General features: G+C 58.9%; 26 protein-coding genes and 1 pseudogene. 18 read left to right on the top strand and 9 right to left on the bottom strand.

Translation table 11 applies throughout. The features are described from left to right. Positions 1–24 precede the first annotated feature (24 nt). The 6 genes from C1A35_RS31620 (at position 25) to C1A35_RS31595 (ending at position 7,129) form a co-directional block, all read left to right on the top strand. Entirely contained in the window at positions 25–720 is a 696-nt protein-coding gene (locus C1A35_RS31620) for a virB8 family protein (protein WP_104668197.1), read from the top strand. Further along, a complete protein-coding gene (gene virB9 / locus C1A35_RS31615; RefSeq protein ID WP_104668196.1) occupies positions 717–1,529 on the top strand; it encodes a P-type conjugative transfer protein VirB9 in 813 nt (270 codons plus the stop codon). The genes C1A35_RS31620 and virB9 overlap by 4 nt, the downstream gene beginning before the upstream one ends. Then, entirely contained in the window at positions 1,526–2,731 is a 1,206-nt protein-coding gene (gene virB10, locus C1A35_RS31610) for a type IV secretion system protein VirB10 (protein ID WP_104668195.1), read from the top strand. Before virB9 ends, virB10 begins: the two co-directional genes overlap by 4 nt. Next, positions 2,712–3,734, top strand: a complete 1,023-nt coding sequence (gene virB11 / locus C1A35_RS31605) for a P-type DNA transfer ATPase VirB11 (RefSeq protein ID WP_104668194.1) — start codon at positions 2,712–2,714, stop codon at positions 3,732–3,734. The genes virB10 and virB11 overlap by 20 nt, the downstream gene beginning before the upstream one ends. Continuing rightward, on the top strand, positions 3,731–5,827 hold the full coding sequence (locus C1A35_RS31600) for a type IV secretory system conjugative DNA transfer family protein (protein ID WP_104668193.1): 2,097 nt from the start codon (positions 3,731–3,733) through the stop codon (positions 5,825–5,827). Before virB11 ends, C1A35_RS31600 begins: the two co-directional genes overlap by 4 nt. A 630-nt stretch (positions 5,828–6,457) precedes the next feature. Beyond that, a complete protein-coding gene (locus tag C1A35_RS31595) occupies positions 6,458–7,129 on the top strand; it encodes a hypothetical protein (protein ID WP_158665213.1) in 672 nt (223 codons plus the stop codon). A 102-nt stretch (positions 7,130–7,231) separates the two neighbouring features. Here the strand turns inward: C1A35_RS31595 and C1A35_RS31590 are convergent, their stop codons facing one another. The 3 genes from C1A35_RS31590 to C1A35_RS31580 are packed head-to-tail and all read right to left on the bottom strand — an operon-like array spanning position 7,232 to position 10,273. Next, positions 7,232–7,444, bottom strand: coding sequence for a hypothetical protein (locus tag C1A35_RS31590; RefSeq protein ID WP_104668191.1), 213 nt, complete (start codon positions 7,442–7,444; stop codon positions 7,232–7,234). 6 nt (positions 7,445–7,450) lie between these two features. After that, complete coding sequence (locus tag C1A35_RS31585) at positions 7,451–9,868, bottom strand: relaxase/mobilization nuclease domain-containing protein (RefSeq protein ID WP_104668190.1); 2,418 nt, start codon at positions 9,866–9,868, stop codon at positions 7,451–7,453. 3 nt (positions 9,869–9,871) lie between these two features. Continuing rightward, a complete protein-coding gene (locus C1A35_RS31580; RefSeq protein ID WP_104668189.1) occupies positions 9,872–10,273 on the bottom strand; it encodes a MobC family plasmid mobilization relaxosome protein in 402 nt (133 codons plus the stop codon). A 657-nt stretch (positions 10,274–10,930) separates the two neighbouring features. On the opposite strand from C1A35_RS31580, the gene C1A35_RS31575 reads away from it, so the two are divergent. The 5 genes from C1A35_RS31575 (at position 10,931) to C1A35_RS31560 (ending at position 14,522) form a co-directional block, all read left to right on the top strand. Further along, on the top strand, positions 10,931–11,644 hold the full coding sequence (locus C1A35_RS31575; RefSeq protein WP_104668188.1) for a ParA family protein: 714 nt from the start codon (positions 10,931–10,933) through the stop codon (positions 11,642–11,644). After that, a complete protein-coding gene (locus C1A35_RS36865; RefSeq protein WP_234823083.1) occupies positions 11,637–12,074 on the top strand; it encodes a hypothetical protein in 438 nt (145 codons plus the stop codon). Before C1A35_RS31575 ends, C1A35_RS36865 begins: the two co-directional genes overlap by 8 nt. Before the next feature lie 596 nt (positions 12,075–12,670). After that, positions 12,671–13,126 (top strand): helix-turn-helix transcriptional regulator, encoded by a 456-nt coding sequence (locus C1A35_RS31565; protein ID WP_104668187.1) that lies wholly within the window; start codon positions 12,671–12,673, stop codon positions 13,124–13,126. Between the two features lie 336 nt (positions 13,127–13,462). Beyond that, complete coding sequence (locus C1A35_RS36130) at positions 13,463–14,038, top strand: hypothetical protein (RefSeq protein WP_158665212.1); 576 nt, start codon at positions 13,463–13,465, stop codon at positions 14,036–14,038. 112 nt (positions 14,039–14,150) lie between these two features. Then, positions 14,151–14,522 (top strand): hypothetical protein, encoded by a 372-nt coding sequence (locus C1A35_RS31560; RefSeq protein WP_104668267.1) that lies wholly within the window; start codon positions 14,151–14,153, stop codon positions 14,520–14,522. A gap of 30 nt (positions 14,523–14,552) precedes the next feature. Here C1A35_RS31560 and C1A35_RS31555 read toward each other — a convergent pair whose 3' ends face one another. Beyond that, entirely contained in the window at positions 14,553–15,464 is a 912-nt protein-coding gene (locus C1A35_RS31555) for a nucleotidyltransferase and HEPN domain-containing protein (RefSeq protein ID WP_104668186.1), read from the bottom strand. Between the two features lie 200 nt (positions 15,465–15,664). Here C1A35_RS31555 and C1A35_RS31550 point away from each other — a divergent pair, with 200 nt between their 5' ends. Both C1A35_RS31550 and C1A35_RS31545 read left to right on the top strand, forming a co-directional pair. Then, positions 15,665–16,159 (top strand): ProQ/FINO family protein, encoded by a 495-nt coding sequence (locus C1A35_RS31550; protein WP_234823082.1) that lies wholly within the window; start codon positions 15,665–15,667, stop codon positions 16,157–16,159. A gap of 112 nt (positions 16,160–16,271) precedes the next feature. Next, complete coding sequence (locus tag C1A35_RS31545; RefSeq protein WP_234823081.1) at positions 16,272–16,580, top strand: WGR domain-containing protein; 309 nt, start codon at positions 16,272–16,274, stop codon at positions 16,578–16,580. 100 nt (positions 16,581–16,680) lie between these two features. Here C1A35_RS31545 and C1A35_RS31540 read toward each other — a convergent pair whose 3' ends face one another. The 4 genes and pseudogenes from C1A35_RS31540 to ligD form a co-directional block, all read right to left on the bottom strand. After that, positions 16,681–17,223, bottom strand: coding sequence for a hypothetical protein (locus tag C1A35_RS31540; protein WP_104668184.1), 543 nt, complete (start codon positions 17,221–17,223; stop codon positions 16,681–16,683). Positions 17,224–17,335: 112 nt separating this feature from the next. Further along, the gene (locus C1A35_RS31535; RefSeq protein WP_104668183.1) at positions 17,336–17,749 is read right to left on the bottom strand and encodes a SyrB-like regulator; all 414 of its coding nucleotides are present in this window, start codon (positions 17,747–17,749) and stop codon (positions 17,336–17,338) included. A 307-nt stretch (positions 17,750–18,056) separates the two neighbouring features. Continuing rightward, positions 18,057–18,244: pseudogene (locus C1A35_RS36860) on the bottom strand (DUF3606 domain-containing protein). Positions 18,245–18,517: 273 nt separating this feature from the next. Next, on the bottom strand, positions 18,518–19,483 hold the full coding sequence (ligD, locus tag C1A35_RS31525) for a non-homologous end-joining DNA ligase (protein ID WP_104668182.1): 966 nt from the start codon (positions 19,481–19,483) through the stop codon (positions 18,518–18,520). A 58-nt stretch (positions 19,484–19,541) separates the two neighbouring features. Between ligD and C1A35_RS31520 the strand changes: the two genes are divergently transcribed. After that, on the top strand, positions 19,542–19,805 hold the full coding sequence (locus tag C1A35_RS31520; protein ID WP_104668181.1) for a hypothetical protein: 264 nt from the start codon (positions 19,542–19,544) through the stop codon (positions 19,803–19,805). A 3-nt stretch (positions 19,806–19,808) separates the two neighbouring features. On the opposite strand, the gene C1A35_RS36855 is transcribed toward C1A35_RS31520, so the two are convergent. Then, entirely contained in the window at positions 19,809–19,955 is a 147-nt protein-coding gene (locus C1A35_RS36855; RefSeq protein WP_234823080.1) for a hypothetical protein, read from the bottom strand. Positions 19,956–20,164: 209 nt separating this feature from the next. On the opposite strand from C1A35_RS36855, the gene C1A35_RS36480 reads away from it, so the two are divergent. From C1A35_RS36480 to C1A35_RS31500, 4 genes are all read left to right on the top strand, one after another. Then, positions 20,165–20,341: a hypothetical protein gene (locus tag C1A35_RS36480; protein WP_199773080.1), complete on the top strand. Its 177-nt coding sequence runs from the start codon at positions 20,165–20,167 to the stop codon at positions 20,339–20,341. A 73-nt stretch (positions 20,342–20,414) separates the two neighbouring features. Next, entirely contained in the window at positions 20,415–20,822 is a 408-nt protein-coding gene (locus C1A35_RS31510; RefSeq protein ID WP_104668180.1) for a hypothetical protein, read from the top strand. Between the two features lie 68 nt (positions 20,823–20,890). Continuing rightward, positions 20,891–21,148 (top strand): hypothetical protein, encoded by a 258-nt coding sequence (locus C1A35_RS31505; protein ID WP_104668179.1) that lies wholly within the window; start codon positions 20,891–20,893, stop codon positions 21,146–21,148. 8 nt (positions 21,149–21,156) lie between these two features. Next, complete coding sequence (locus C1A35_RS31500; protein ID WP_104668178.1) at positions 21,157–21,819, top strand: SOS response-associated peptidase; 663 nt, start codon at positions 21,157–21,159, stop codon at positions 21,817–21,819. Positions 21,820–21,912 lie beyond the last annotated feature (93 nt).

Below are 21,912 nucleotides of genomic sequence, written 5' to 3'. Positions count from 1 at the left end.
GGCTTAGGTTTAAGGGCTAGACGAATGGCAGATGCGAATGAAGCAGTTCTTCGAAGCTACTTCCAGGACGGCGATCGGTGGGAACAGGAGATCGTAAAGAAGGCCAAGCGGTCACGCACGCTCGCTTGGTTCGTCACGACGATTTTCGGTGCGATTACCTTGCTCTCCTTGACGGCGCTGGTGATGCTCGTGCCGCTGAAGAGTTTCGAACCGTACATCGTCGAGGTTGACAAGAACACCGGCTTTATGGAGGTCAAGACCGGCCTGACGCGGGCGGCAAACCTCACGGATCAACAGGCGGTCACTCAGGCCAATGTCGTACGCTATATTCGTTCGCGTGAAGGCTATGATCCCTTTGCGATTGAGCAGAACTTCAGCATCGCCGCTCTGCTCTCTACGGGCGACGCGGCTCGTGAGCTTCAGGAGCTCTATAGCGCGGCAAACCCGAATAACCCGGCGAGAGCCTTGGGCAAAAACAAGAGTGTCACCGTCGATATCAAGTCCGTGACCTTCTCCAATGCGAGCACGGCTCTGGTGCGTTTTTCGACGACCGAGAAGTCCGACACCGACTCCATCACCCGGCATTTTATTTCGGTCGTCCGCTATCGCTACACGGACACGCCTGCGACCAATGAATGGCGCTTCGAAAATCCGCTGGGCTTCCAGGTCTACAACTACCGTCGTGATCAAGAGACGGTGACACCCGGAGGCGATAAGTGATCAAACGTCTCCTGCTTTCTGCGGCCTTCACGGCCGCTGTGATGACTCACGTCCATGCCGCGCAGGCACCGCGACCGGGCTCGCTGGATTCACGTGTCACCAGCGTCGTCTACCAGTCGAACAATGTGGTCAAGGTTTCTGCCACCTATGGCATCTCCACCATGATCATCTTTGATGAGGACGAGAAATTCGAAACGATTTCGCTCGGCGACACCGATAGCTGGCAGGTTGCCCCGTCCGAAAAGGGGAACATCCTCTTCGTGAAGCCGATCGCGAAGAACGTCGCCACCAACATGAACGTTGTGACGACAAAGAGGATCTATTTCCTTGAACTCAACGACCATGCGCCGACCGACGGCAAACAGGTCTTCGGCATCCGGTTCGTCTACCCAGAGAAGGACCTGAACGCCTCACTCCGCAGAGAAGCGGAGTACCGAGCTGCAAACCCGGACATGGCGAATATCGACAAGGCCAACGTCAACATCGACTATTCGTTTTCAGGCGACCCGGCGTTGAAGCCCACCATGATCTTCGATGACGGGAAGAAGACCTTCTTTAAGTTCGGTAGCCGCGTGCCGGCAATTTTTGCCGTGCAGTCGGACTTCTCCGAGACGCTGCGCAATTTCCGCAAGGAAGGCGAATACATCGTCGTCGACGGTGTCGCGACACAATTTACGCTCCGCGACGGCAACCAGTGGACCTGCATCTTCAACCTTCGCAAGCCCGACTTCGGTGCTCCGGATCCGGACATTCTCAGTCCGGCTCATGACACCCAAGCGACGAAACGCAGGAGGAGCGGAAACGAATGAAGCGCAGCCCCGAACTCGAAGCCATGACGACTGCTGACGAAACGGCGGTCAGCAACCGAAACGCCGGACGGAACCAGACTTTCGGCATGGCCGCCCTTCTCTTGAGTGGCGCTGTGGCCGCTTACTTTGTCCTTGCGACGGCCGGTGAAAAGCCGCGCGATGTCGCTGACAGCGACGAGGAGTTTCAAACGACGACTTTTCGGCCGCCGTCCTTTGTGCGTGACGAAGAGCAGCCGAAACCAGAGCCCGAGCAAGAAGTCATCAACCTGCCGGCGCCTCCCGAGGTGGTCGAAGAAACCGTCGATACGACCGAATTCAAGGTCCCAGCGCCGCCAGAGATTATTGAAGAAGCGCCCGAGGCTGTACAGGTCGAAGCGTTTCCCGAGCGTTACAAGTCGGGCCTGATCTCGCTCGACCAGAAGGGAAGCGGAAGCGGTAACGGTAGCCTGTCAGGCGAAGACGAAACCGGGCTGACGGTTGCCGGTGAGGACCGCAACAGCAAGTACTTGGCTGCGGCCGCGAGCCTTGCCGACCGGACGGCCAAGGCCCGGCAGATCGAGCGCATCGACGCGATGATACCGGAGGGAAGCTTGATTCCCGGCATCCTCGAGACGGCCATCAACAGCGACCTGCCCGGCCAGATCCGCGCCATCACCTCCCAGGATGTCTATTCCTTCGACGGCCGGCGTGTTCTGATCCCGACCGGCACGCGCCTGATTGGCGAATATCAGTCGGAGGTGACCCGCGGACAAAAACGCATCTTCGTCATCTGGACCAGACTTATTCGCGATGATGGCGTTTCCGTGCGCCTCAACTCAATCGGCACGGACAGCCTGGGCCGGTCGGGATTGACCGGTCATGTCGACAACAAGTTCCGCGAGCGGTTCGGAGCATCGATCATGCTCTCTATTGTCGGCGGCGCTGCCAGCTATCTGACCGGATATGGCAGCCAGGAAGCCTCAAACAACAGCGATGACGCCGCACGGGGCGAAGAGATCGCGCGGGAGACCATCGCGCAGACCTTCAGCGACATGGCCAATACGGTTCTCAGTGAAAACCTGCGCATTCCTCCCACCATAAGCGTCAGCCAAGGCGAGCGAATTTTTGTCTACGTGCGCCAGGACCTCGATTTCAGCGCCATGTACGACGATCCGGTCACCGAAGCGATGAAGGAGATCCAACGTGAACGTCGCGGCAGGTAACACGATCAAACGCGATCCCCACTACTTCCTCAATCGCGCCCTCGAACCGATCAAGCAGTTCCTGGATGACCCCAAGGTGGTCGAAATCGCCATCAACAAGCCGGGGTACGTCTATGTGGAGCGGTTCGGGACTGATCACATGGAGCACCATTTGATCGACACTCTGACGATCGATGAGATCCAGAACATCGGCGAGCGCGTTGCGGCGGCGACCAATCAGTTCATCAGTCGCTCCAAACCGATCCTCAGCGCCGCACTTCCAACCGGCGAACGTATTCAAATCGTCCTGCCGCCGGCCGCCCCAGACGGTGGCTCGATTTCGATCCGCAAGCAGGTGGTGAACAACTTCACGCTCGATCAGTACCGCGACAACGGCTCGCTCGACAAAGTCTCAGTTGCCGTCGGCGGCCTCAATGACATTGACCGGGAACTGATCGGGCATCTGCGCGCGAGCCGGATCTACGATTTCATTCATACCGCGATCACAAAGCGGGTCTCAATTCTGATCAGCGGCGGCACCTCATCGGGCAAGACGACCTTCCTCAATGCTTGCCTGAAGAGTGTGGATCCCCATGAGCGGATTATCACCCTCGAAGACACACGCGAGTTGTTCCCGCCCCAGCCGAATACGGTCCACCTGATCGCGTCGAAGGGTGATCAGGGCACCGCGGACGTGACCATTCAAAACCTCCTTGAGTCATCGCTGCGCATGCGGCCGGATCGTCTATTTGTCGGCGAAATTCGGGGCGCGGAAGCGTTCTCGTTCCTGCGCGCAATCAACACCGGCCATCCCGGCAGCATGTCAACCGTTCACGCGGATACGCCCTTGGGTGCCTACGAACAGCTCGCCATGATGATGCAACAAGCTGGCATGTCGGCTGGTTTTTCCAAGCAGGACCTGATGTCCTATATCCAGATGGTCATCCCGATCGTCATCCAGCTCCGCCGTGAAGGCGGCAAGCGCGGCGTCTCCGAAATCTTCTTTGCCCGAGATGAGACATGACGAAGGGGCTGCAGGCCTTTTTTCTGCTCTTCTGCGTCGGGATAGCCTTCGCCGTCTGGATGCTTGGATACGGCCTGGGTCTGCAGCTGTTCTACAAGGACGGGCGGGTCCTCGAAGAGACGATCACAAACAACCCTTTTGTTCCCATTCAGCAGTTCTGGATTTATCGCTCGAGCCCCGCCCTGCAGAAGGTCGCGCTTGGTTCCATGGTGCCGGCGTTGATCGTCGCCGCCCTAATCGCATACATCGGCCTGAAGCCGACAAGCAGCCCCTTGGGCGATGCAGCGTTTCAGGACATCGCCTCGCTTCGGCGCGGCAAATGGTTTCGCAAAAAAGGCCACATCTTTGGCCGGATAGGGCGCAGCATCCTCCGCACCAAGGACGATCGGCATCACCTGATCATCGGCCCAACGCGGTCCGGCAAAGGCGCGGGCTATGTCATCCCGAACGCCCTCATGCACGAAGGTTCGATGATAGTCACCGATCTCAAGGGCGAAGTTTTCAAGGCGACCGCGGGCTATCGCCGTCAGAATGGCAGTCAGGTCTTCCTATTCGCGCCGGGTTCGGAAACGACCAACCGCTACAATCCGCTCGATTTCGTCCGGACCGAGCGCGGCAATCGCACCACTGATATCCAAAACATCGCCAGCATCCTGGTGCCCGAAAACGTGGGCTCGGAAAACTCCGTCTGGCAAGCGACGGCGCAGCAGGTCCTTGCCGGCGTCATCAGCTACATCACGGAAAGCGCCTTCTACAAGGATCGGCGCACACTCGGCGAGGTCAATTCCTTCTTCAACAGTGGCGTCGATCTGCAGACGCTGATGAAGTACATCAAGGAAAAAGAGCCGTACCTCTCGAAGTTCACCGTCGAGAGCTTCAATTCCTATATCGCTCTCTCGGAACGCGCGGCCGCCTCGGCGCTTCTGGATATCCAGAAGGCGATGCGGCCTTTCAAGAATGAGCGGATCATTGCGGCGACAAATGTCACCGACATGGATTTGCGCGCGATGAAACGCCGGCCGATCTCGATCTACCTGGCGCCGAACATCACCGACATAACCTTGCTGCGCCCTCTCCTTACACTGTTCGTTCAGCAAGTGATGGACATCCTGACGCTCGAGCACGATCCCGGCTCCCTTTCGGTCTATTTCCTCCTCGACGAGTTCCGGCAGTTGAAGCGGATGGACGAAATCATGACGAAGCTGCCCTACGTCGCCGGCTACAACATCAAGCTCGCCTTCATAATTCAGGACCTGAAAAACCTCGACGAGATCTACGGCGAAACGTCCCGGCATTCCCTGCTCGGCAATTGCGGCTACCAGCTCGTCCTCGGCGCCAACGACCAGGCCACAGCCGAATATGCATCCCGCGCGCTCGGAAAGCGCACGATCCGTTATCAGTCGGAATCGCGCACGATCGAATTGATGGGCCTGCCGCGCCGCACGAAGGTGGAACAGATTCGCGAACGGGATCTGATGATGCCGCAGGAGGTCCGGCAAATGCCGGAGAACAGGATGATCCTGCTCATCGAGGGCCAAAGGCCGATCTTCGGTGAAAAGCTACGGTTCTTCGCAACGCAGCCATTCAAATCGGCGGAAGCTTTTTCTCAAGGCAACATCCCGCAGGTGCCGGAGGTCGAATATCTGCCCCCGAAAGCCGTTCCGGCCACGACACCGGAGTATGCGAGGGGTGGAGATCCTTCCGTGGAGGTGCTCGCACCGAAGCCCGCGGAACCTGAGAAACTAGAGGCGGCCGCTACAATAGAGGCGGTTGCCGCAACACTGGACGATGCGCAACTGGAGAAGACTGCTTCCACGGCCAAGCGAACCGTCAACAAAAACGCGCTGCGACCAAAGCCAAAGCCGGCGCCTGCCAAGATGGAGGCTGAAGCGTCTGCAAGCCTTGCGGCCATGGAAGCCCGGATAAAGGCGATTGAAGACGGCCTGTCACCAAAGGCCGCGCGGCTCAAGGAAGTGGTCGGGACGATGGCTGAGAAGCTCGGTGACCAGTCCCCGACCAAGCGCCGCAACGTCATGGACATTTTCAGCGCGACCGTGCCCGACCCCGTCGAAGTTGGTGTGTCTGCCGAATAGCTCGCGGATTTCTCGCGGTGCACTTGACCAAATCAAGTATCGCTACCTAAAGTACGACTCGTGCATGTGAGCTAACAGCGGCGCCTGGCACCATGATCAAGCCGCCCAAAAGAACCCAGCGTCGGCGATGCCGATTAGGCTGATGAAATCCCCGAAACAATCGTGATGGAGGCGTGCCATGCACGACCTGGATTCGTTTGGGCGGATGTCTGACGCGGGTTTGACCGACAGACAGCCGTCGTTATCTGAGTTTTTGACCTCGTTCGAGATCGTCGTCATTCATGACATCGACGCGATTTTCGGGAGCATACGCTCATGAGATATCGGTACGCACAATCCGCAAGCGACGAGACCTCTGACATTCTGGACCTATCCAGAGACCACCCTCGAAGAAAACAGCAGTTCATCTGCTTCAGCTGTAAGCGTGGTGTGGTCCCCGTACTTGGCCTGCGTCGCGAGAAGCACTTTCGCCACCGCTATGAGGGGGAAGCGCCGTGTACTCGTGAGACGTACCTCCACGCTCTCGCCAAGAAACAAATAATCGACGGATTCCGGGCTGCGGCCCAGTCTCAGAGGCCATACCCCCTAACTCTCTCAGTAAAACGCCACTGCACTCGTTGGCGAAATGAGTTGGGGATCGTCTGCGAGCAACCGATGGGGTGCCGCAACATCGATCTCACTCGTTACTTTGACGGCGCACAAGAAGAAGCGACCGTGGATGGGTTCGTAGCAGACGTCCTCCTCACATCATCGAGCAACAAAAAGTTGCTTATAGAAGTTGCAGTTACGCACCGGTGCGAGCCGGCAAAACTAAGCAGCGGACTACCGATCGTCGAAGTTTTTGTCTCAAATGAGGATCAGTGCGCGCGCTTCGCAATGGGCATCGATGCGCGAGCTGACAATGTCGAGACCTACAATTTCAAGCGCCAGGCGCCAGTGGAGGTAGCCTGCCAGCCGAATTGCAGCACCGAGTTATCGGCTTTCTTCGTATACAAGAGCGGCAGATCGCACATCTTGACCGAAACGCCAGCAAAAATCGCAGACCAACGGAGACGCCAGTCGACTATCTATAGCCACGTACTACAACCGCAAAACATCGTGGAACATTTTGTCGCCTTCGGCGGCTATCGAAGCGAGGCGCAGCGGGCGTTTAGGGAAGGCGTTCCCGTGAAGTGTTGCTTTTTGTGCCGATATGCCGGGCTGGACACATGGGAAAAGCCCGTGTTCTGCAAAATTCGGAAGACTGAAGTCGGGGTCAACGAAGCTGCAAATTGCTCGGCATACCGACCGGAGCGCCGCTGAAACGCTCGCCGCTTCGAGTTCCCACGGGCGTCCCGCTCTTGTCAGAAGTCGGGCCAGGACTATAGATCGGCGCGATCGACGCCGATCTCGAAATAGCGAGCTTTAGAATGGCCAGAAGCTGCCCAGGTAGGTCGCGGTGTCGTCAACCCAGGCCATAGTGTCTCGATACCAAACCGTGATCGTATCAAAGGCCATTTGGACCAAGCCAAGAAACATCACTAACACGATTACCGCGCCGAAGAACTTACCAAACCCTTCGTCGCCTTTGGTGTCATTGGTCTGAATGACGTATTGCTGCCGGTTATCGTTCAACATTTTGCCTTAACGGTCCCGATCGTCGCGGTCGCGTTCCTTCCGTTCGATCTGTTCCTGCTCAAGCTCTTCGAGGCGAGGGATATGCTGTTGAACGGGATCCGTGCGGGTGGTCTCTCCGGTACGTTGTGCGGCTTCCCGATCCTTATTTAACCGATCTTGCAGTCTATTTGTAGCATCGACGGTGGAAGCGAGCTCGTGAGAGTCCAGCGCATCGTTATCGATCGGCGTTGGATCCGGCTCGGCACGCAAATCGCGCTGCTGTTCATCGACGGTCTCGGCAGTCGAATTCCCCGCCTTGTCCTTTACGTCCGACGGACGATCGGATTTGTTTTCCGCCTGGTCGATCGAACGTTGTAGATCCGGATCTTGCTCTGCTACGTCTCGAAGATACCTGTTGCCCTCGATCGCCATTTGCGCGGCACGCTGCACCGCCTGGTCAAGCCCGGCCTGCATTGCCGCCTTGCCGTCGGCCGAAAACTCTCCGGCCTCGATGCGATCAAGCCCCTGGCGGTAGTGGTCGATGTCGATCAGCGCTTCATTGCCAGCCTCGACGACAGCCTCGCCGTGCTTGGAGACCGAACCATCCCATTCCTCGTTGACCGGATCACGCGCCTCTTCGCTGACCTGCTCCGCCAGACCCTCCTTACGTTGTTCGTAGAGTTCGACCAGCTCGCGCTTCTGATTGACGAAATCTCGGGCAAGCCCGGCGACCTCATCGAAGTCGGCGCGATCATCTGGAGCCACGGTGCGCTCCAATTTGAACAAGGCCGTTTCGACCCTCTTCTCGTAAGCCTCAAACTCTGCTCGTGTCGATTCGCGCAATTCTTGACCCTCCAAGACCATCTCCTGGAATGTAACCAAATTGGTGCGGAAATTCGACCCGAAATCTACAGGAATGACGCGGGCGCTTTCCGGCATTTTCATCGCTGAAAGCCCAGATTCTAGATATTCTCTGTGCTGTGTGGCATAGGCAACAGTTCGACGGTCTCCACTCGCTACGGCGACCTTCTGCCACGATTCCTGCGCCAATATGATGTACTGGCGACTCCTGTCGCTCTTTGCAATGGTGCGCCGGCCGCTGCGCTTGGCGTCGTATCGAACCTGCGCCGGCTCGCTGGTTCCGACATGTTCCGTGCGGCCGTCGCGGCTCACCGGCCGAACCTGAGTGCGCGTGAACGCCGGCGGAGTGGCGAACTCGCGCCGATCCGTCATCTCCATCTTAATCCCATGTTCCCGCGCCTTCTCAGCCATGACCGATCGCCATTCACGAAACACCGCAGGCGTGGTCTCGATGCGATCGCCGGCATCCGACCTCATGGCGACGATCGCATGCGCATGAACGTGTGGTCGCTTACCGCCCTCACCTGCCTCTTTCGGGTCGCTGACAGGATCGTGCATGGCAAAGACGTAGCGATGCCCCGCGAACTGGTGCGCCAGGAAATCGCGTGCTGCCCGTTCGAAGGCCGCCACATCCGTTCCAGCGCGCGCCGACATGATGACGTGCATCACGTCGCGGCTCTTTCGGCTATGCAGCTCGCCGCGCCATTCCTTCTGCACCAGATCGCCAGCCGTCTTTTCGTCAGATACCGGCTGGCCGCGGTCATCGCGAACGTCCTGATGCTGCTCGACCAGACCACGCAAACGGCTGGCGCCGAACTCGACGCCATTCCCGTAGCCAAGAAACGAGAACGTCGCGCCGGCCTCGTTGGCGGCCGCACTGACATCATATCGGCTTTGAATGATGCCGGCCGCTTTCGCTTCACCTGTCAGCCGCTCACCCTGCAAGCTTCTGAGGACCACGAGCCCTGTAACCGATATTGATCGGTCCGCTGTTTTCTCGATGGCATAGGCATAACGGCGATCACCGAAGCCGCTCGATAACGTGCTTCGCACCTGCTCATGCAAAGCGTCCTCGGACGTTAGGCCGGAATTCGCTATCTCGACGCTGAAGCTCGCGATGTCACGGCTTTCGGCGCGGTTCTGGAAAAGATGATCCCAATCACCGCGCACCCGGGCCAGTTCCTCGCGCCCCTCAAGGACTCTGCCGTTTTCGTCCTCAACCTTCAGCTCCCCGGATCGGGACACGTAGTTTAGCATCGCCCCGACGCGCGCCCCGCCCCCATAGGATGCCATTTTGACAACCGCCGGCTGGCTTCCCTTGGCGATCGCGGCAAGCCTCGCCTCCATCGGCCGACTTGCCGCCGCCGGCATCGCCTGGATGCGAGCAGCTCTGCGGCTCTTCGATCCAGTGCTCCCTCCTCCACGAGAACCGCCACCACCAGCGCCGAGCTCCGCCAATTGTTTCAGCCGCTTGCGCATCTCTTCCTCGGCCGCGGCACCCCCGCCACCCGACGCCATCTCATGCAACAGCGCTGCACGCCGCTGTTCCCATTCGCTGGTGAATGCGCCGAAGAAGATTTCCAAGGGTTACGTCTCCCCTCGGCGCTGGTAGCCGGCCCGCCGCGCCAGAGAGCGAAGCTCGCTCATCACTGCCGCCTGGATGCGTTGCACGTTCTCAAGGTTGATATCCAGCTCACTTGGATGAACGCCGCGGCCGCTGTTCAGAGCCCGTGCGACCTGATTGAGATTGATGCCGATCATCCGCATATCTTCAAGCAGCGCTGCCATCACCAGGCGATCCTCCCCCGTCAGGATCGGCCGAACGCCCGCCCCTTCCAAATTCAAGGAACGGAAAAAGCTGGAGACGGTCATGCCCGCGTCTACTGCGGCCTTCTCGATCGACGCATGCTCGTCATCAGTCACCCGCACATGCAGGGTTCGGTCTTTCTTCACGGCCTCCAATGGTGCGGTGAATTTGCCGTCTTCCATATCGCCTCTGGCCCCCTACTGCCGCTTGCGACAGTTGATCGAGGGCTCGTCCCTCGATTGTGGAAAATGGCGTAGCACATTTTTCCGTATCCTGCCACTCTCAATATAGATCAATTCACCCTAACAACTTCGAGCCGCACTCGCTTCGCTCGCCCGTTTAGTTCCTAGGACCGGGACTTCGCCCGGTCCTCACAACGTGGAAACGCTCACCAGGGTTCACCTCCGAGATCCGCTCCTGAAGGCCTTTGTCTGCCCCTCGTACTCAGCCGCAAGGGACGCTCCGCTCTTCGCCCTTGCGGCTTCCGTGCGAGCGTCAAAGCCGGCCTCACGCGGCTCCGGGGTTCACTGAACTGACGGCGCCTGCAGGAGCAGCCGTCAGATGTCCGCATTCACCGTCGTGTGAAAATTCCACACGAGTTAGCAACACGGAATCTCCACACGATGTGCTCACATGAACACACTGACACACCATGGGAATGATTATTCACACGGTGCGGGCTTGGTTTAATGACGGAGATCGTCTACACCGTATGGTAGTAGCATGTTGCGATATCGTGTGGGCGATTGCTCACATCATGTGTGCGTCGGCCTGGAAATAGCCGCACACCCAACGAGCGGCCGAGACACCTAATCGGCTGGCAAGAGGAGTTGCCACATATGCCTCTATGCATTTCAGCCGTCAGCGGCAAAGGCGGAGCCGGAAAGACGACAGCGGCAATTCTGATCGCGGGGGAATATGCCCTTCAAGGAAAACGCGTCCTTCTCGTCGATGCCGACGGCCGCCAAAACCTGCAGGAATGGTGGAAACGCAGCGAGGCGAAAGACAACCTTCCCGAAAACATGGAGCTGGTCACCGCCGCGCGCCAAACCGCTATAGAACTGCTTCTGGAGAATGACGCGAACAGGTTCGACGTCGTTCTGATAGACTCCCCCGGTCAGGACACCGTTCTGAGAGATGCGATCATCTCCGGATCAGATATCGTGCTCACGCCAATCCAACCGAACCAGGATGAGATCAAAGCTGCAGGACAGGCCGCGGCCGACACTGCCGATATCTCGGACAAAGTAGGCCGCCTGATCCCCCACGCCAATCTAGTCACCAGGATAACGTTGCCGGCCAGAGCGCTTGAAGCATATCGGCTGATCAGACCTTTTGTGGAGAACCTGCGCGAAGGCGGCTACGACTCCTATCTGCTCGAGACCGAACTCATGGAGCGCAATTGCTATCGTGAGATCCGAAACGGCTACGGCACTTTGCAGATGTTGGACCTCACGGATCCGGTAAAGAAAGCGAGAGCCGAAGTGATGAGCCTGGTTCAGAACATCGAGGATCTGCTGTCGGGACAGAAAGAGGTAGCGGCGAATGGCTAAGGGTCAAACAACGGTTTCAGACTTTGCGGTCGCACCCCGCCGCAGCCGCACAGTGGACCCGGCCGCGAAACAGGGTGATGCTCTCCTGAACTCGGAGCGGATGTCAGAGGAAGTTGGCGCCGAAACACAGCCTAAGGCCCCCGCGCCGCACGCTGTCGAGGCTGATCAACCGCCAAGCCGCTTGATAGCACCGACAGAAGAGGCTCGGCGCGAGCGGTCGGTGAGCAAGGCGCTACAGCGAGAAGATTCGAGAGTTCGCCTCCGTGACCTGAAGAGGGCGCGCGATCGCGAATCCAAACATTACGTCAACTGCCCATTGAACTATGAGACGAAGAAACGGCTGGAGAGAGCCTCCTTCGAAAACGACGTGAAGATGACTAAGATCATGCAGGCCGCAATCGACCAGTATCTCAAAGAAAACGGCTATTAACCGAAGATCGCCCACGGTTTCCCTTTCGGCTGCGTCTTCGGTGAATTGCCCCAGGGGAAAAGAGCTCTGACCGAAAGCAAATTGGCCCAACAGGATCCGGCTGCGATACCCGAAAACGTCATTTGCCGACGGATGTTGAAGCGAGACCGCAGTTGCTCGCACGGGCGAGATGAGACGTACGTGAGCATCGTATTGGCTCTGGATTAACGTCGGTCGCAGCCTTCGAGTTTCTCAGACAGACTCCGCCAGCGCACAGGCGACGCGGCTCGGCCGGGATCAGTAACAAAACACATTGACGCTGTTTTCCGAGCGAAGTCTGGCGGTTGGAAGAGGATAGCCGCTAAGAATCGCTAGTTGCGCTATTTTCCCGATTGCTCTCTTCTAGGCGCAAATAGGCTCGAATCTCCGGGCAATGTTGAAGCATTTCGGTTCACGGCCTGAGGGAAGTTCTCCATCGAAAATTCCCCCAAAAAGATAGTGGACTCCGCAGCGTTCATCTGGGATGGACGTGCCAAATTGCTGCAACTGGGTGCATAGTGGCTGCCGAGGGCGGCTCGCAGAAGAGGGTATGATCGGTGAGTGATTTAAGCAGCTATATGCGCGCTCGAGATTTGGTGGAAACAACTGATCCCGAGCTTGAGCGGCCCGTCTATCGAAAGACTGGCTTCGACGGCATCCAAACATCACATCAAATGGATGAGCGCATCTCCGCCTTCCTCAAGAAAACGCGAGAGGACAAGGGGCTTTCCCGCGCCGACGTGGCGCAACTGCTTGGACTTTCCGTGTCCGTTTACGGGAGATACGAACGCTCCGAGTCGCGCATGACTGTTCCTCGCCTTATTCATCTCTGTGAACTGATGGGCTTCATGCCGATGGACATGATTTTCGAAACCGCTCCCCACCTTTGGGGCAAGACACTTGAAGAAGCAGAGGACCGTCGGACTTTGACGAAACTCATCGAGCAGTTGCCGCATGACACCATGCGCGATCTGATCGGACTCCTGAAGCGCATGACGCCGGCGGAGCCAGCGGCTGCGGTGGCTAAGAGGTGAGAAAGCTCTCTTCCTGCTTGAAGCACCTGTCTTTGAGCGCGCAGCAATTTGGCCGAGCGGCTCCTGGTCACGTGCCTTACGTCTATTTCGTCCGGCTTCGCTCTACTTGATACTGCGGCCCGCCGTTACCGTAACTGTCGGTTGCGCCTTCGTTCTGGTCTCTGACCATTTTTGTTCCCCCTAATTTTAGGGGTTTCTCATCGACGCATATGAGTAGATGTGGTCCGGCTTGAGGAGGAAGCTGTTCGCGCGCAGGACCGTTGAAACGAGCAGTTCTGCGCTGTATTGGGGGCTCAGTAGAATGCGGCACATCAGCAAACTTCAGGTGCAGTACTCATGAAAACACCACAACGCAGATTCGTTGTTGAGTTTAAATCCGGTCGCCGCCTGCCAAAGAGTGGAGGAAACTCGATTTGGGGGGACACAGATCTCAAGGCGCTCGCCCGCGAGGTTGAAGATCAATCCTCTCATCTGTTCGGGGCCGGGAAGGCTTCTGTTCAAGACGTCAGGGAACCAGCGCCTGGCACAAATGCTTCAATTCCTGCAAGCGAGCTTGCGGTAGAAGATGTCGCTCCTGAGCCGCCGACAAATCCGATAAGCGCAGGCAGCCTCGGATCCGTTTCAGCTGTCACCGATGAGGTTCCCGGCCCCGCGCCAACCGCAATCGAGCCGGCAGCAGTGTTCAAGACTGTTAAGGCCCTCAAAAAGGCCCCTCAGAAACGAGTTGCTCGGGTCTTGCCGGCACCTGTTCCGAGCGCAAAAGCTGTGCCACCGGCGAGGGCTGTGACAGCAGCGACTACTTCGGACGATCTGGCCACGCTTGACGCCGAAAACAAGCGTCTTCGGCACCTGCTGGCGAACAAGCTTCGTGCGCAAAATGCGGAGCTCAAGAGAATGCTTGAGCGGTTTTGACCGTCTCCGAGGGAAGCTTCGGCCCGAGAGCTGAAGTCGTTGCAGGCCCAAAGCCCGACCACTGCGGCGAAGCACGCCTGTTATGCTGAGCCAGAATTCGAGGGAGCATTCGATGCAGTTTGAACTTGCGCTTTTGACTATGGTCACCAGGCAGATCATGGCCAATCCGCTGGAGGACGAAACGGCGGCTGCCCGCCTCAAACAGATCGCGCTCATGACGGTGATCGTGGTCGAGAAACTTCATGCCACCGGCTCGCCGATCACGCTGACACAACTCGTGGACACGACCGGTCTCGCGAGAAACGTAGCTGCCCAGACGGTCGACCCACTGGTTGCGCGCGGCCTTCTCGTCGAGGAAATGGGCAACAACTCCATGGGGCGCGGCATGGCGCGGCAATTCCAGATCGCGCCTGCGGTGCTCGAGGCTGTCGCACCTTTGATGGGCGCGCCGCTCGGCCGATCGAAGACGAAGGCCGAGGCTTGATGACGGGCTGACCTGCGCGCGAGCGCAGAGTTAGGTCGCGTCCGCTGCCCGTGCGAGTTCGCTTAACCGCTCCTGACAGACCGTCTCGACGAGACTGAGGAGATGCTTCGTCCGCTCGAGCAGCCAGCCGAGCCCCTCGTCGGTAATCTCGAAGTGCTTGGAGTAGCGTGCTTTCACATAGGCTTCGTTGAGAACGTTATACCAGGCGGTAAAGCGATGCTGGTCGCGTGGCCAGGCTTCGACCAGTCGCTGATCACGATCCTCGGCAAGACCACGGAGAAATTTGAGGTTGTGCGACGGCGGGCTATAGTTGGTAAGGACCAAGAGAACCGCCGCGTACGATTGTTCGATCGCTTGGTGCAGTAGAAAGGCCGCTTCTTTGAGGTCCTCTTCCCTGACGCAGAACGTTGCAGTCTTTAAGAAGACCCTGGCGTGAGGTATCCGGTCATCGAAATACTCCTTGGCAAATCGAAACGCATCAGCTGGGGAGAGCCGTTTCGGCTCGGCCAGCGGCCGGTCATCGAGCTCGTAAAGCACAATGCCTTCGCGCAGAATGTCGACGAAGAAATATTGGCCATCCGCGAGGAAGTTGTTCACCTCTCGGGCGCCATGGACAATCAGCCCAACCGGCGTCGAAACAGTTTTGTCCCACATCAACCGGTCGTTCGCCTTGTCCCAATACTCCGGTTCCGCAAGCTTCTTCGAATTGACGATAACGAGGATGTCGTAATCAGAACGGTAGCCCTTCATCGTGTGCGGTTCGTCGACATAGGTGCCGCGGGCGTAGGAACCGAACAGGATGATTTTCAGAATCCGACCGCGCTTCTTGAAGTCGGCCGAGCCGCCCTCGAGCGCATCGGCAAACTCCTGGTGGATGATCTCCACGACGCGGGCAAGCTCGCGCTGCTTCTTCTCGGGAAGATGTTCCAGGCTCGTTTTCATGTGCAACCGATAGGATAAAGGCGACTCGCCGTCTACTACAGGAATTATCAGGCAGGTGCGCCTCTCCTTGACGGCACACGTGGGCCGTGGCTCGCCGCACTTCACGTTCCGGCACACACGCTATAGATGCCTTGGAACGCAAGCTGATGTCGCTGGTTCGTGCCGTCGAATGACGTATTCTTAAAGCGTGACATCCTGGATTGGCGGGGGCTGCGATGGGTCAGAAAGCGGACGCGACGAAATCTCCCCGAACGGGTTCTGCGCCGGTTCTGGCGCGAGAACGAGAGGTCGCGAAAACCGCGGCGATTAACGCTCTCCTCACCCGGCCAATCGGGATTCTTCCGGCGAAAGTTGGTGACCCGGTCAGACCCTTTGCGCTCGGGCTCTGGAATGACGTCCGTCCCCTGCTGAAACCGGAAGTCAGCGTCTCGGCTCTGCGCAAGGCGGTGGCAACCTATGTGCACTCGCGACGCTATCAGATGGCGGTGGCAAAGGCCGGGTCAGTCCGCCATGACATCAATGGCGAGCCGGTCGAACCTGTCTCGGATGCCGACCGGATGGATGCGCTCAGGAAGTATGAAGGCTTCCAAGCCCGCGACGGATCCAGCAAGCCCAAGTCGGCATCTCCGGCTCAACCGACAAAGACGGACGCGATCCGGAGCGCCCTTCTGAGAAGGAAGGAAAAACCGCGCTAGATAGATGCTCTGGCTCCCTACTTGGCAGCTCGCGGGCGGCGATCGCTGCGCATCGACAGACCGGTCCATCACGAAAATGAATCAGTCAGGCTCAATCGATTCATAACTCTCGTTGGACGGGCGCGGCGCAACGCGCGACTCTGCGCGCATGATCACGCAGCCCTATCGCCTCTATATCGAACGCAAGGACGCGACGAAGAACATGGCGCGCTTCTATTCGCTCGAGATCGGCAGCAACCTCTTCGGAGAAGTCTACCTCACACGTCGCTGGGGACGGATTGGCGCGCGCGGACAAACGGCGGCGCATCAGTTTTCGCGCGAAGAAGACGCGGTCGGCCTCTTCCTTGATTTGGCGCGCCGCAAGTTGCGGCGCGGATATCGCCCGCGGACACGGGCGCGGCCAGAAAAACAGACCACTTGATCTTGTCGCCCCGCGTGCGGGGCGAACGTGTGGATGCTATGCCACTTAATGTTGCGTTCGTCGTGCTCGGGTCAAACGACTGTCGAAAAGCGCGCTCAGATCACGATCTGTCAAACCGCTTCAGCAATCCTGCAAGCTGCTTGTTCTGCAGCCGCAGCTTTTCTGAGAGCTGCCGCCTCAGCTGCCGGACCTCTTCATCCAGAGCAGCAACTTCGTCGGACAACGTCGGTGGCGGCCGCACGACGATAGTCGCTTCCTTCGGCTGGTTCGCTTTAACCACAGCAACGGGCCTGGCGCTTGGCTTCCTGACGCGCCGCTGCACTTTTCTCAGGCGCGCCGATTGTGCGCGTTCTAACCCGTGATCGTCGGCGCGCGGCGAATCGACCGTAATGGCCGCGGACACGGGCTCGACTATTTCGGCCGGGACAACGAGGTTACCGGTCGGGTCTGCCGACGTGCCGGGCCCGTCAAGCGTCGCGCTTGTAGCGTCATCGCTTCGATCCAATGGCACCGGAATGCCTTTTTCCGGCGCGAACGATGGCTGGTCCGACTTCGAAGTTTCGGCTTCTGAGGGGCTCACGGGCTCCTTGGTTGTCCGGCCAAAAGTCGCCAAACCGGCCAGGTATTTCCAGGGTGACTTCATCGTGCGCCCTCATCTCACGCGGTGGCGTCGGCACCCATTGCTAGGACCGGTAAGCCACCAAAATGCAGGAGGAGGCCGATCGCGCAGACCGATCGGCCATCACCGAAAACGATCAGGAAAGTCCGAGCCGCTTGCGCAGGTCCGCGTTCTCGGCCCGCAGCTTTTCGGCCAGCGCCTTACGGAGTCGCGCATTCTCTTCTTCGAGCTGAAGCAGGTCCGCGATGTCGTCAAGGACCGGAGCTGCCGCTGCGGCGGTTTGCTTCGGCGCTCGGGTCCTTCCGGCGCCCTTGGCGCTGTTCTTTGCCGAGGTCTTGCCGCCGGCCGCGACAGCGGTCACCCCTTCGGCGGACGCCGCAGATTTCTTCCGGCGTCCCCTTCCCGTCTGGACACCATCTGCCTTTGCGGCTTCGGCGGTCGCTTCCGCAGCGACGTTCTTCGGCTTCGGGCCCCGGCGCTTTTTCGGCGGCGCAATTTCCGCCGGGGTGGTCGTCGTCTCGACGGTCTCGATATTGTTGTCGTCTGCCATGGCTGTTCCCTCTGCAACTATCAGGCTTATTTCCAACGCGGAAAGGGCCGAGTCAATGCGGCTCCGGTCCACAACAACCCAGCCGTCAAAAGATGGCGCTGCTTTCGGCAGAACAGCCTAGCCGCCACATCGGGCGATCGTGAAATATCCCTTTTGGCTGTGGTCGCATCCATGCCGGCGCCATCTTCATTTCCGGTGATACCGCGGACCGCTTTAAGGTCGCGGGCATTCAGATGGAGTTCAGACGTGGCCATCATCAGGTTGTGATCGATGCGGCGAGACTTGCAACAGTCTCGCAGGGGTTGCCTCAGGGCTTTCCGTTTGAACGGCCGCGCAAATGGTCCATGACCTTTTCGCGCGAAGGTCCCGCCTCCCTAATGGCCTTCAATACTCTTTGTCGTGTCGCCTGGCCGCCCGCATGATATAGGCAACCTCGTGTTCCTGTGTCGAAACAAACTGCCTGTCGCGGCCTCGCTTAGTCGGATCGTCGACCACGTTCTCCTCCACTTCGCCCGTTTGGGACGAGCATCTAATTGCAGAAGGCACTTTTGGTTCCCAGCAATAACCCTCGTGCAGGGCTCGTGGGAGCACGGTTCCGTGCGCCGAAGGCGACGTCCTCGATTAATTCTGTGAACGGCAGCATTGCGCCCTGCAATCGGCAGCTGAACTTATCAGGCCTGGCCGGAAGCGGACAGTCAAGCACCGCCGCTGCCACGGCCCGAAATGCCTATCTCCGCGATACCACGATTCCAAAGCTGGGTGCGTCGTCTACTCGTCCTGAGAATAGATCTTCATATTGCGAGTCCGTTTCTTGACGCCCTTGAACGACGGATGCCGAAGCTTTCCGTCCTGCGTCCAGGCTCGATACTCCACGTCGGCGACAAGCAGCGGCTCGGAGAAGACGGCGCCCTTTCGTTTCAGCACCACAGGCGGCCGCGCCGCGGGGATCGCGTCGAGCAGTTCACGAAGCTCTACCGCTTCCTTGTTGCTCCAACCAGTACCGCAACCGCCCACGTAGACGAGCCCGTTCCCCTTTTTCGCCGCGAGTAGCAAACGGCCGACCGCTCCTGGCATGGTCGAAGGCTCATAGCCGACGATCACAAAGGTATCGCGCCGAGCGCACTTGATCTTCAGCCACTCCGGCCGGCGGCCGGACCGATAGGGTGCGTCCCTGCGCTTGGCGATGATGCCTTCGAGGCCGAGCTCGCACGCGGCCCGAAAGAACTCGGCGCCGTCGGCGTGAATCTCCTCCGAGAAGCGAATGGCGCCCCTCCTGTCGGCGACGATCGGCTCGAGCCTGCGCCGGCGCTCCGCTAGCGGCAATGATCGCAAATCGTGGCCGTCGAGATAGAGGAGATCGAAGGCATAGAAGATGATCTCGTTGGCATCGTGCAGGCTCGGCTTTCTGCCGACGGCGCGCTGCAGCAGCCCGAAATCTGACCGGCCCTGCTCATCGAGAACGACCGCCTCGCCGTCGATGATCAGGGAAGCGTGCACCAACTCGCGGGCCTCTGCGACGATCGATCCGAATTTCTTGGTCCAGTCGTAGCCGCCACGCGTGATCGCCCTCACCTCGCCTGGCGCGACATGGAGCGCGAGCCGGTAGCCGTCCCATTTCACCTCAAAGGCCCACTCCGGACCTTTCGGCGGCTTGTCGACGAGGGTTGCAACACAGGGATCGATACGGCGCGGCATCGGATCGGCAGGCGGCTTTTTCTTCGCTGTTTTAGCCATTACGCATTAACGCGCGAAACATCAAAAATGTCTAAGCTGGCCGTACAGGAGGAGCGCCATGCCGAAACAGCCGACCTTTGCACCACCAAAGCGCGAGAGCGCGTATCCCGATCGCGATCTGGATTGCCAGATGGCGATCGAATTCGCCTTCAGATCGGTGGCCGACTGTGCCGAGGCGGCCGGCTGGGCTGAGCGAGAGGTCGCCGACGCCTTGATCGAACTGGCGCATAATCACTGGTTCGCGCTCGACGCCAAAGACAAGATGTTCGAAGAGTCTGGCGGCGTGATCATCCGCAAGGCGAAATCCTCACCAGTTCATTGACGTTTAGGCCGCGCCCCGTTTCAGATCTCCACCGGCCGGGGGAATGAACGCCACCGAAACCAGGCGCGATCCGCAGCGCGGACAGCGCAGCCGAGACGCGAGCAGCGCAAGCGGAAAGTCCCGGCCGCGAGTGGTGACGAGCGTCAGCATGTCAAGATCATAGGTCCACGTGCATTCGCGAATCGACTTCAGGCCCTCGCGCTTACCGTACGCGCAGCGCGCCTTAAGTCGCCATCCCAGGCTGAAAGCTTCGCCAATTGTCTCGACCATGAGATTGAGATAATGTAAGAACAAACAGAGAACAATTGCTAGCGTCCGAACTCCCCAATTTTGGGAGGAGTCAGAGAGGAGACCGTCTTGTGAGCGACGAACAGGGCGTGACGAACGAAACGATCGACGGACCATGGGTCCATCTGTGCGAACACCCGGCATGCAAGAATTGGGGCGGCTTCGGTTTCGCCATCGGCAAGGGCCCGTCCAAATGGTTCTGTTTTGAGCATCGGCCGGAGACCTGGCCTCCAGCGAAACAGAGCTAACCACCAGGTGTCAGGCGGGGATGCTCGTTCAACAGTGCGGCAGAACACCAGCCGGCAGCGAGGAAGATTGGCTGTGACCGATCACGAGAGCCTGGATCAAGGCATCTACATTCGCCTCACGACCACGCGCGCGCCGATAAAGCGAGCATTCGCCGGCACGGGCCAATCACGGCGACGGGAGAAGTCGAGCGCTGACTGGATCGCACGGTCGATCGTAACCGGCATCCGCATCAATCATCGGATTGAGCGTGACGGGGTCGCGGTCGATGACACGGAAATCATTGACCTACTGGCCGAGGAACTTTGGAAGGTGCCGGAGGCCGTCGCGAAGGACCTCGTCGGCATTGATGCCAACAGGCGAGACGATGCCAAGGCCACCATCACTCGCGCGCTGTTGGCAGTACTGACGAGCAAATACCAATGCACGTTCTTCAGGCCGGAGTATCACGGCATGGGGGCGCCTACTGTCGGCGCTCGTTGACGATGTCCGCCAGCGCGATACCTACCAAAATCGAGTAGGAGCGCGTCAGACCGCCGACGCGAGTTGAGGTGAGTTTCGAGCACGATGAAATCGATACTTCGCAAGGCATCGGCCACCTCACCTTCAATGAGCTGGCGGAATGGCACATTATCGGCGCCCGGTGTGCGCAATGCGGCTACACCAACTGGCTTGACCGATGGCAGCTCGCGAAGAAGTATGGCGCCGACACGCCGATCGCCATTCTCCGACCTCATCTCATCTGCTCCCAATGTGGGAACCGTGAAGGCAACGGCCTGAGACTTGGCAGGATCAATCGCAACGCTTGAGAGGACGCATGTGCAACAAGTACACGATCGAAGTGCTCTTTGACGAACTGTGGCGCCGGTCGAAGGCGACGCGCGATATCACCAACCGGGCGAACCCGTCGCAGGAGGCCTATCCCGATCGGGTCGCGCCGGTCGTTCGGAACACCGCGGACGGGGAGCGCGAGATCGCAAACCTCACATGGGGCATGCCCTCACCTTCGTTCGTGACGAAAGGGAAGCCCGATTATGGCGTGACCAATATCCGCAAGACGGATTCTCCGCATTGGCGCCGCTGGCTCGGCGTTCCGAGCCGCTGCCTGGTGCCATGGACGACATTCATCGAGTGGGAAAACACGAAACCGAAGAAGACCGAGCGCCAGTTCGTGATCGATGACGGCCAGCCCCTCGCCTTTTTCGCCGGGATCTGGACGACATGGAAAGGTGAGCGCGGATCGACGAAGAACCCGCGTGCCGGCGAGCACGAGCTGTTCGGCTTCCTCACCTGCGATGCCAACGACGTCGTCAAGCCAATCCATAGCAAGGCAATGCCGGTTCTGCTGACGAGCGAGGCTGATATCGAGCTCTGGATGACCGCCGACTGGGAACACGCGAAGGCGCTGCAGCGCCCCTATCCCAATGATGCGATGATGGTGCTGCCGGCGGAGAGAGCCACAGAGCCCCTGCTCCTTTAGTGCACGGCGCTTGTAGCGTGAGCGTCCGGTGAGCGGATTTTGCTGAACGAGCCAGTTAGGCGATGTTCTGGCATTAGAACCAGCATTAGTGCA

The sequence above is a fragment of the Ensifer adhaerens genome, assembly GCF_002940685.1.
Taxonomy (GTDB): Bacteria; Pseudomonadota; Alphaproteobacteria; order Rhizobiales; family Rhizobiaceae; genus Ensifer; species Ensifer adhaerens_E.
Note: the sequence above shows the minus strand (reverse complement) of the source record. Positions and strands in the feature narration are given on the sequence as shown.

Bases quoted from the DNA above. Each gene is read 5' to 3' on its own strand.
- C1A35_RS31620 (WP_104668197.1), top strand. From the start codon at position 25: ATGGCAGATGCGAATGAAGCAGTTCTTCGAAGCTACTTCCAGGACGGC.
- virB10 (WP_104668195.1), top strand. From the start codon at position 1,526: ATGAAGCGCAGCCCCGAACTCGAAGCCATGACGACTGCTGACGAAACG.
- C1A35_RS31600 (WP_104668193.1), top strand. From the start codon at position 3,731: ATGACGAAGGGGCTGCAGGCCTTTTTTCTGCTCTTCTGCGTCGGGATA.
- C1A35_RS31590 (WP_104668191.1), bottom strand. From the start codon at position 7,444: ATGTTGAACGATAACCGGCAGCAATACGTCATTCAGACCAATGACACC.
- C1A35_RS31580 (WP_104668189.1), bottom strand. From the start codon at position 10,273: ATGGAAGACGGCAAATTCACCGCACCATTGGAGGCCGTGAAGAAAGAC.
- C1A35_RS31575 (WP_104668188.1), top strand. From the start codon at position 10,931: ATGCCTCTATGCATTTCAGCCGTCAGCGGCAAAGGCGGAGCCGGAAAG.
- C1A35_RS36865 (WP_234823083.1), top strand. From the start codon at position 11,637: ATGGCTAAGGGTCAAACAACGGTTTCAGACTTTGCGGTCGCACCCCGC.
- C1A35_RS31565 (WP_104668187.1), top strand. From the start codon at position 12,671: ATGCGCGCTCGAGATTTGGTGGAAACAACTGATCCCGAGCTTGAGCGG.
- C1A35_RS36130 (WP_158665212.1), top strand. From the start codon at position 13,463: ATGAAAACACCACAACGCAGATTCGTTGTTGAGTTTAAATCCGGTCGC.
- C1A35_RS31560 (WP_104668267.1), top strand. From the start codon at position 14,151: ATGCAGTTTGAACTTGCGCTTTTGACTATGGTCACCAGGCAGATCATG.
- C1A35_RS31555 (WP_104668186.1), bottom strand. From the start codon at position 15,464: ATGAAAACGAGCCTGGAACATCTTCCCGAGAAGAAGCAGCGCGAGCTT.
- C1A35_RS31540 (WP_104668184.1), bottom strand. From the start codon at position 17,223: ATGAAGTCACCCTGGAAATACCTGGCCGGTTTGGCGACTTTTGGCCGG.
- C1A35_RS31535 (WP_104668183.1), bottom strand. From the start codon at position 17,749: ATGGCAGACGACAACAATATCGAGACCGTCGAGACGACGACCACCCCG.
- ligD (WP_104668182.1), bottom strand. From the start codon at position 19,483: ATGGCTAAAACAGCGAAGAAAAAGCCGCCTGCCGATCCGATGCCGCGC.
- C1A35_RS31520 (WP_104668181.1), top strand. From the start codon at position 19,542: ATGCCGAAACAGCCGACCTTTGCACCACCAAAGCGCGAGAGCGCGTAT.
- C1A35_RS36855 (WP_234823080.1), bottom strand. From the start codon at position 19,955: ATGCTGACGCTCGTCACCACTCGCGGCCGGGACTTTCCGCTTGCGCTG.
- C1A35_RS31500 (WP_104668178.1), top strand. From the start codon at position 21,157: ATGTGCAACAAGTACACGATCGAAGTGCTCTTTGACGAACTGTGGCGC.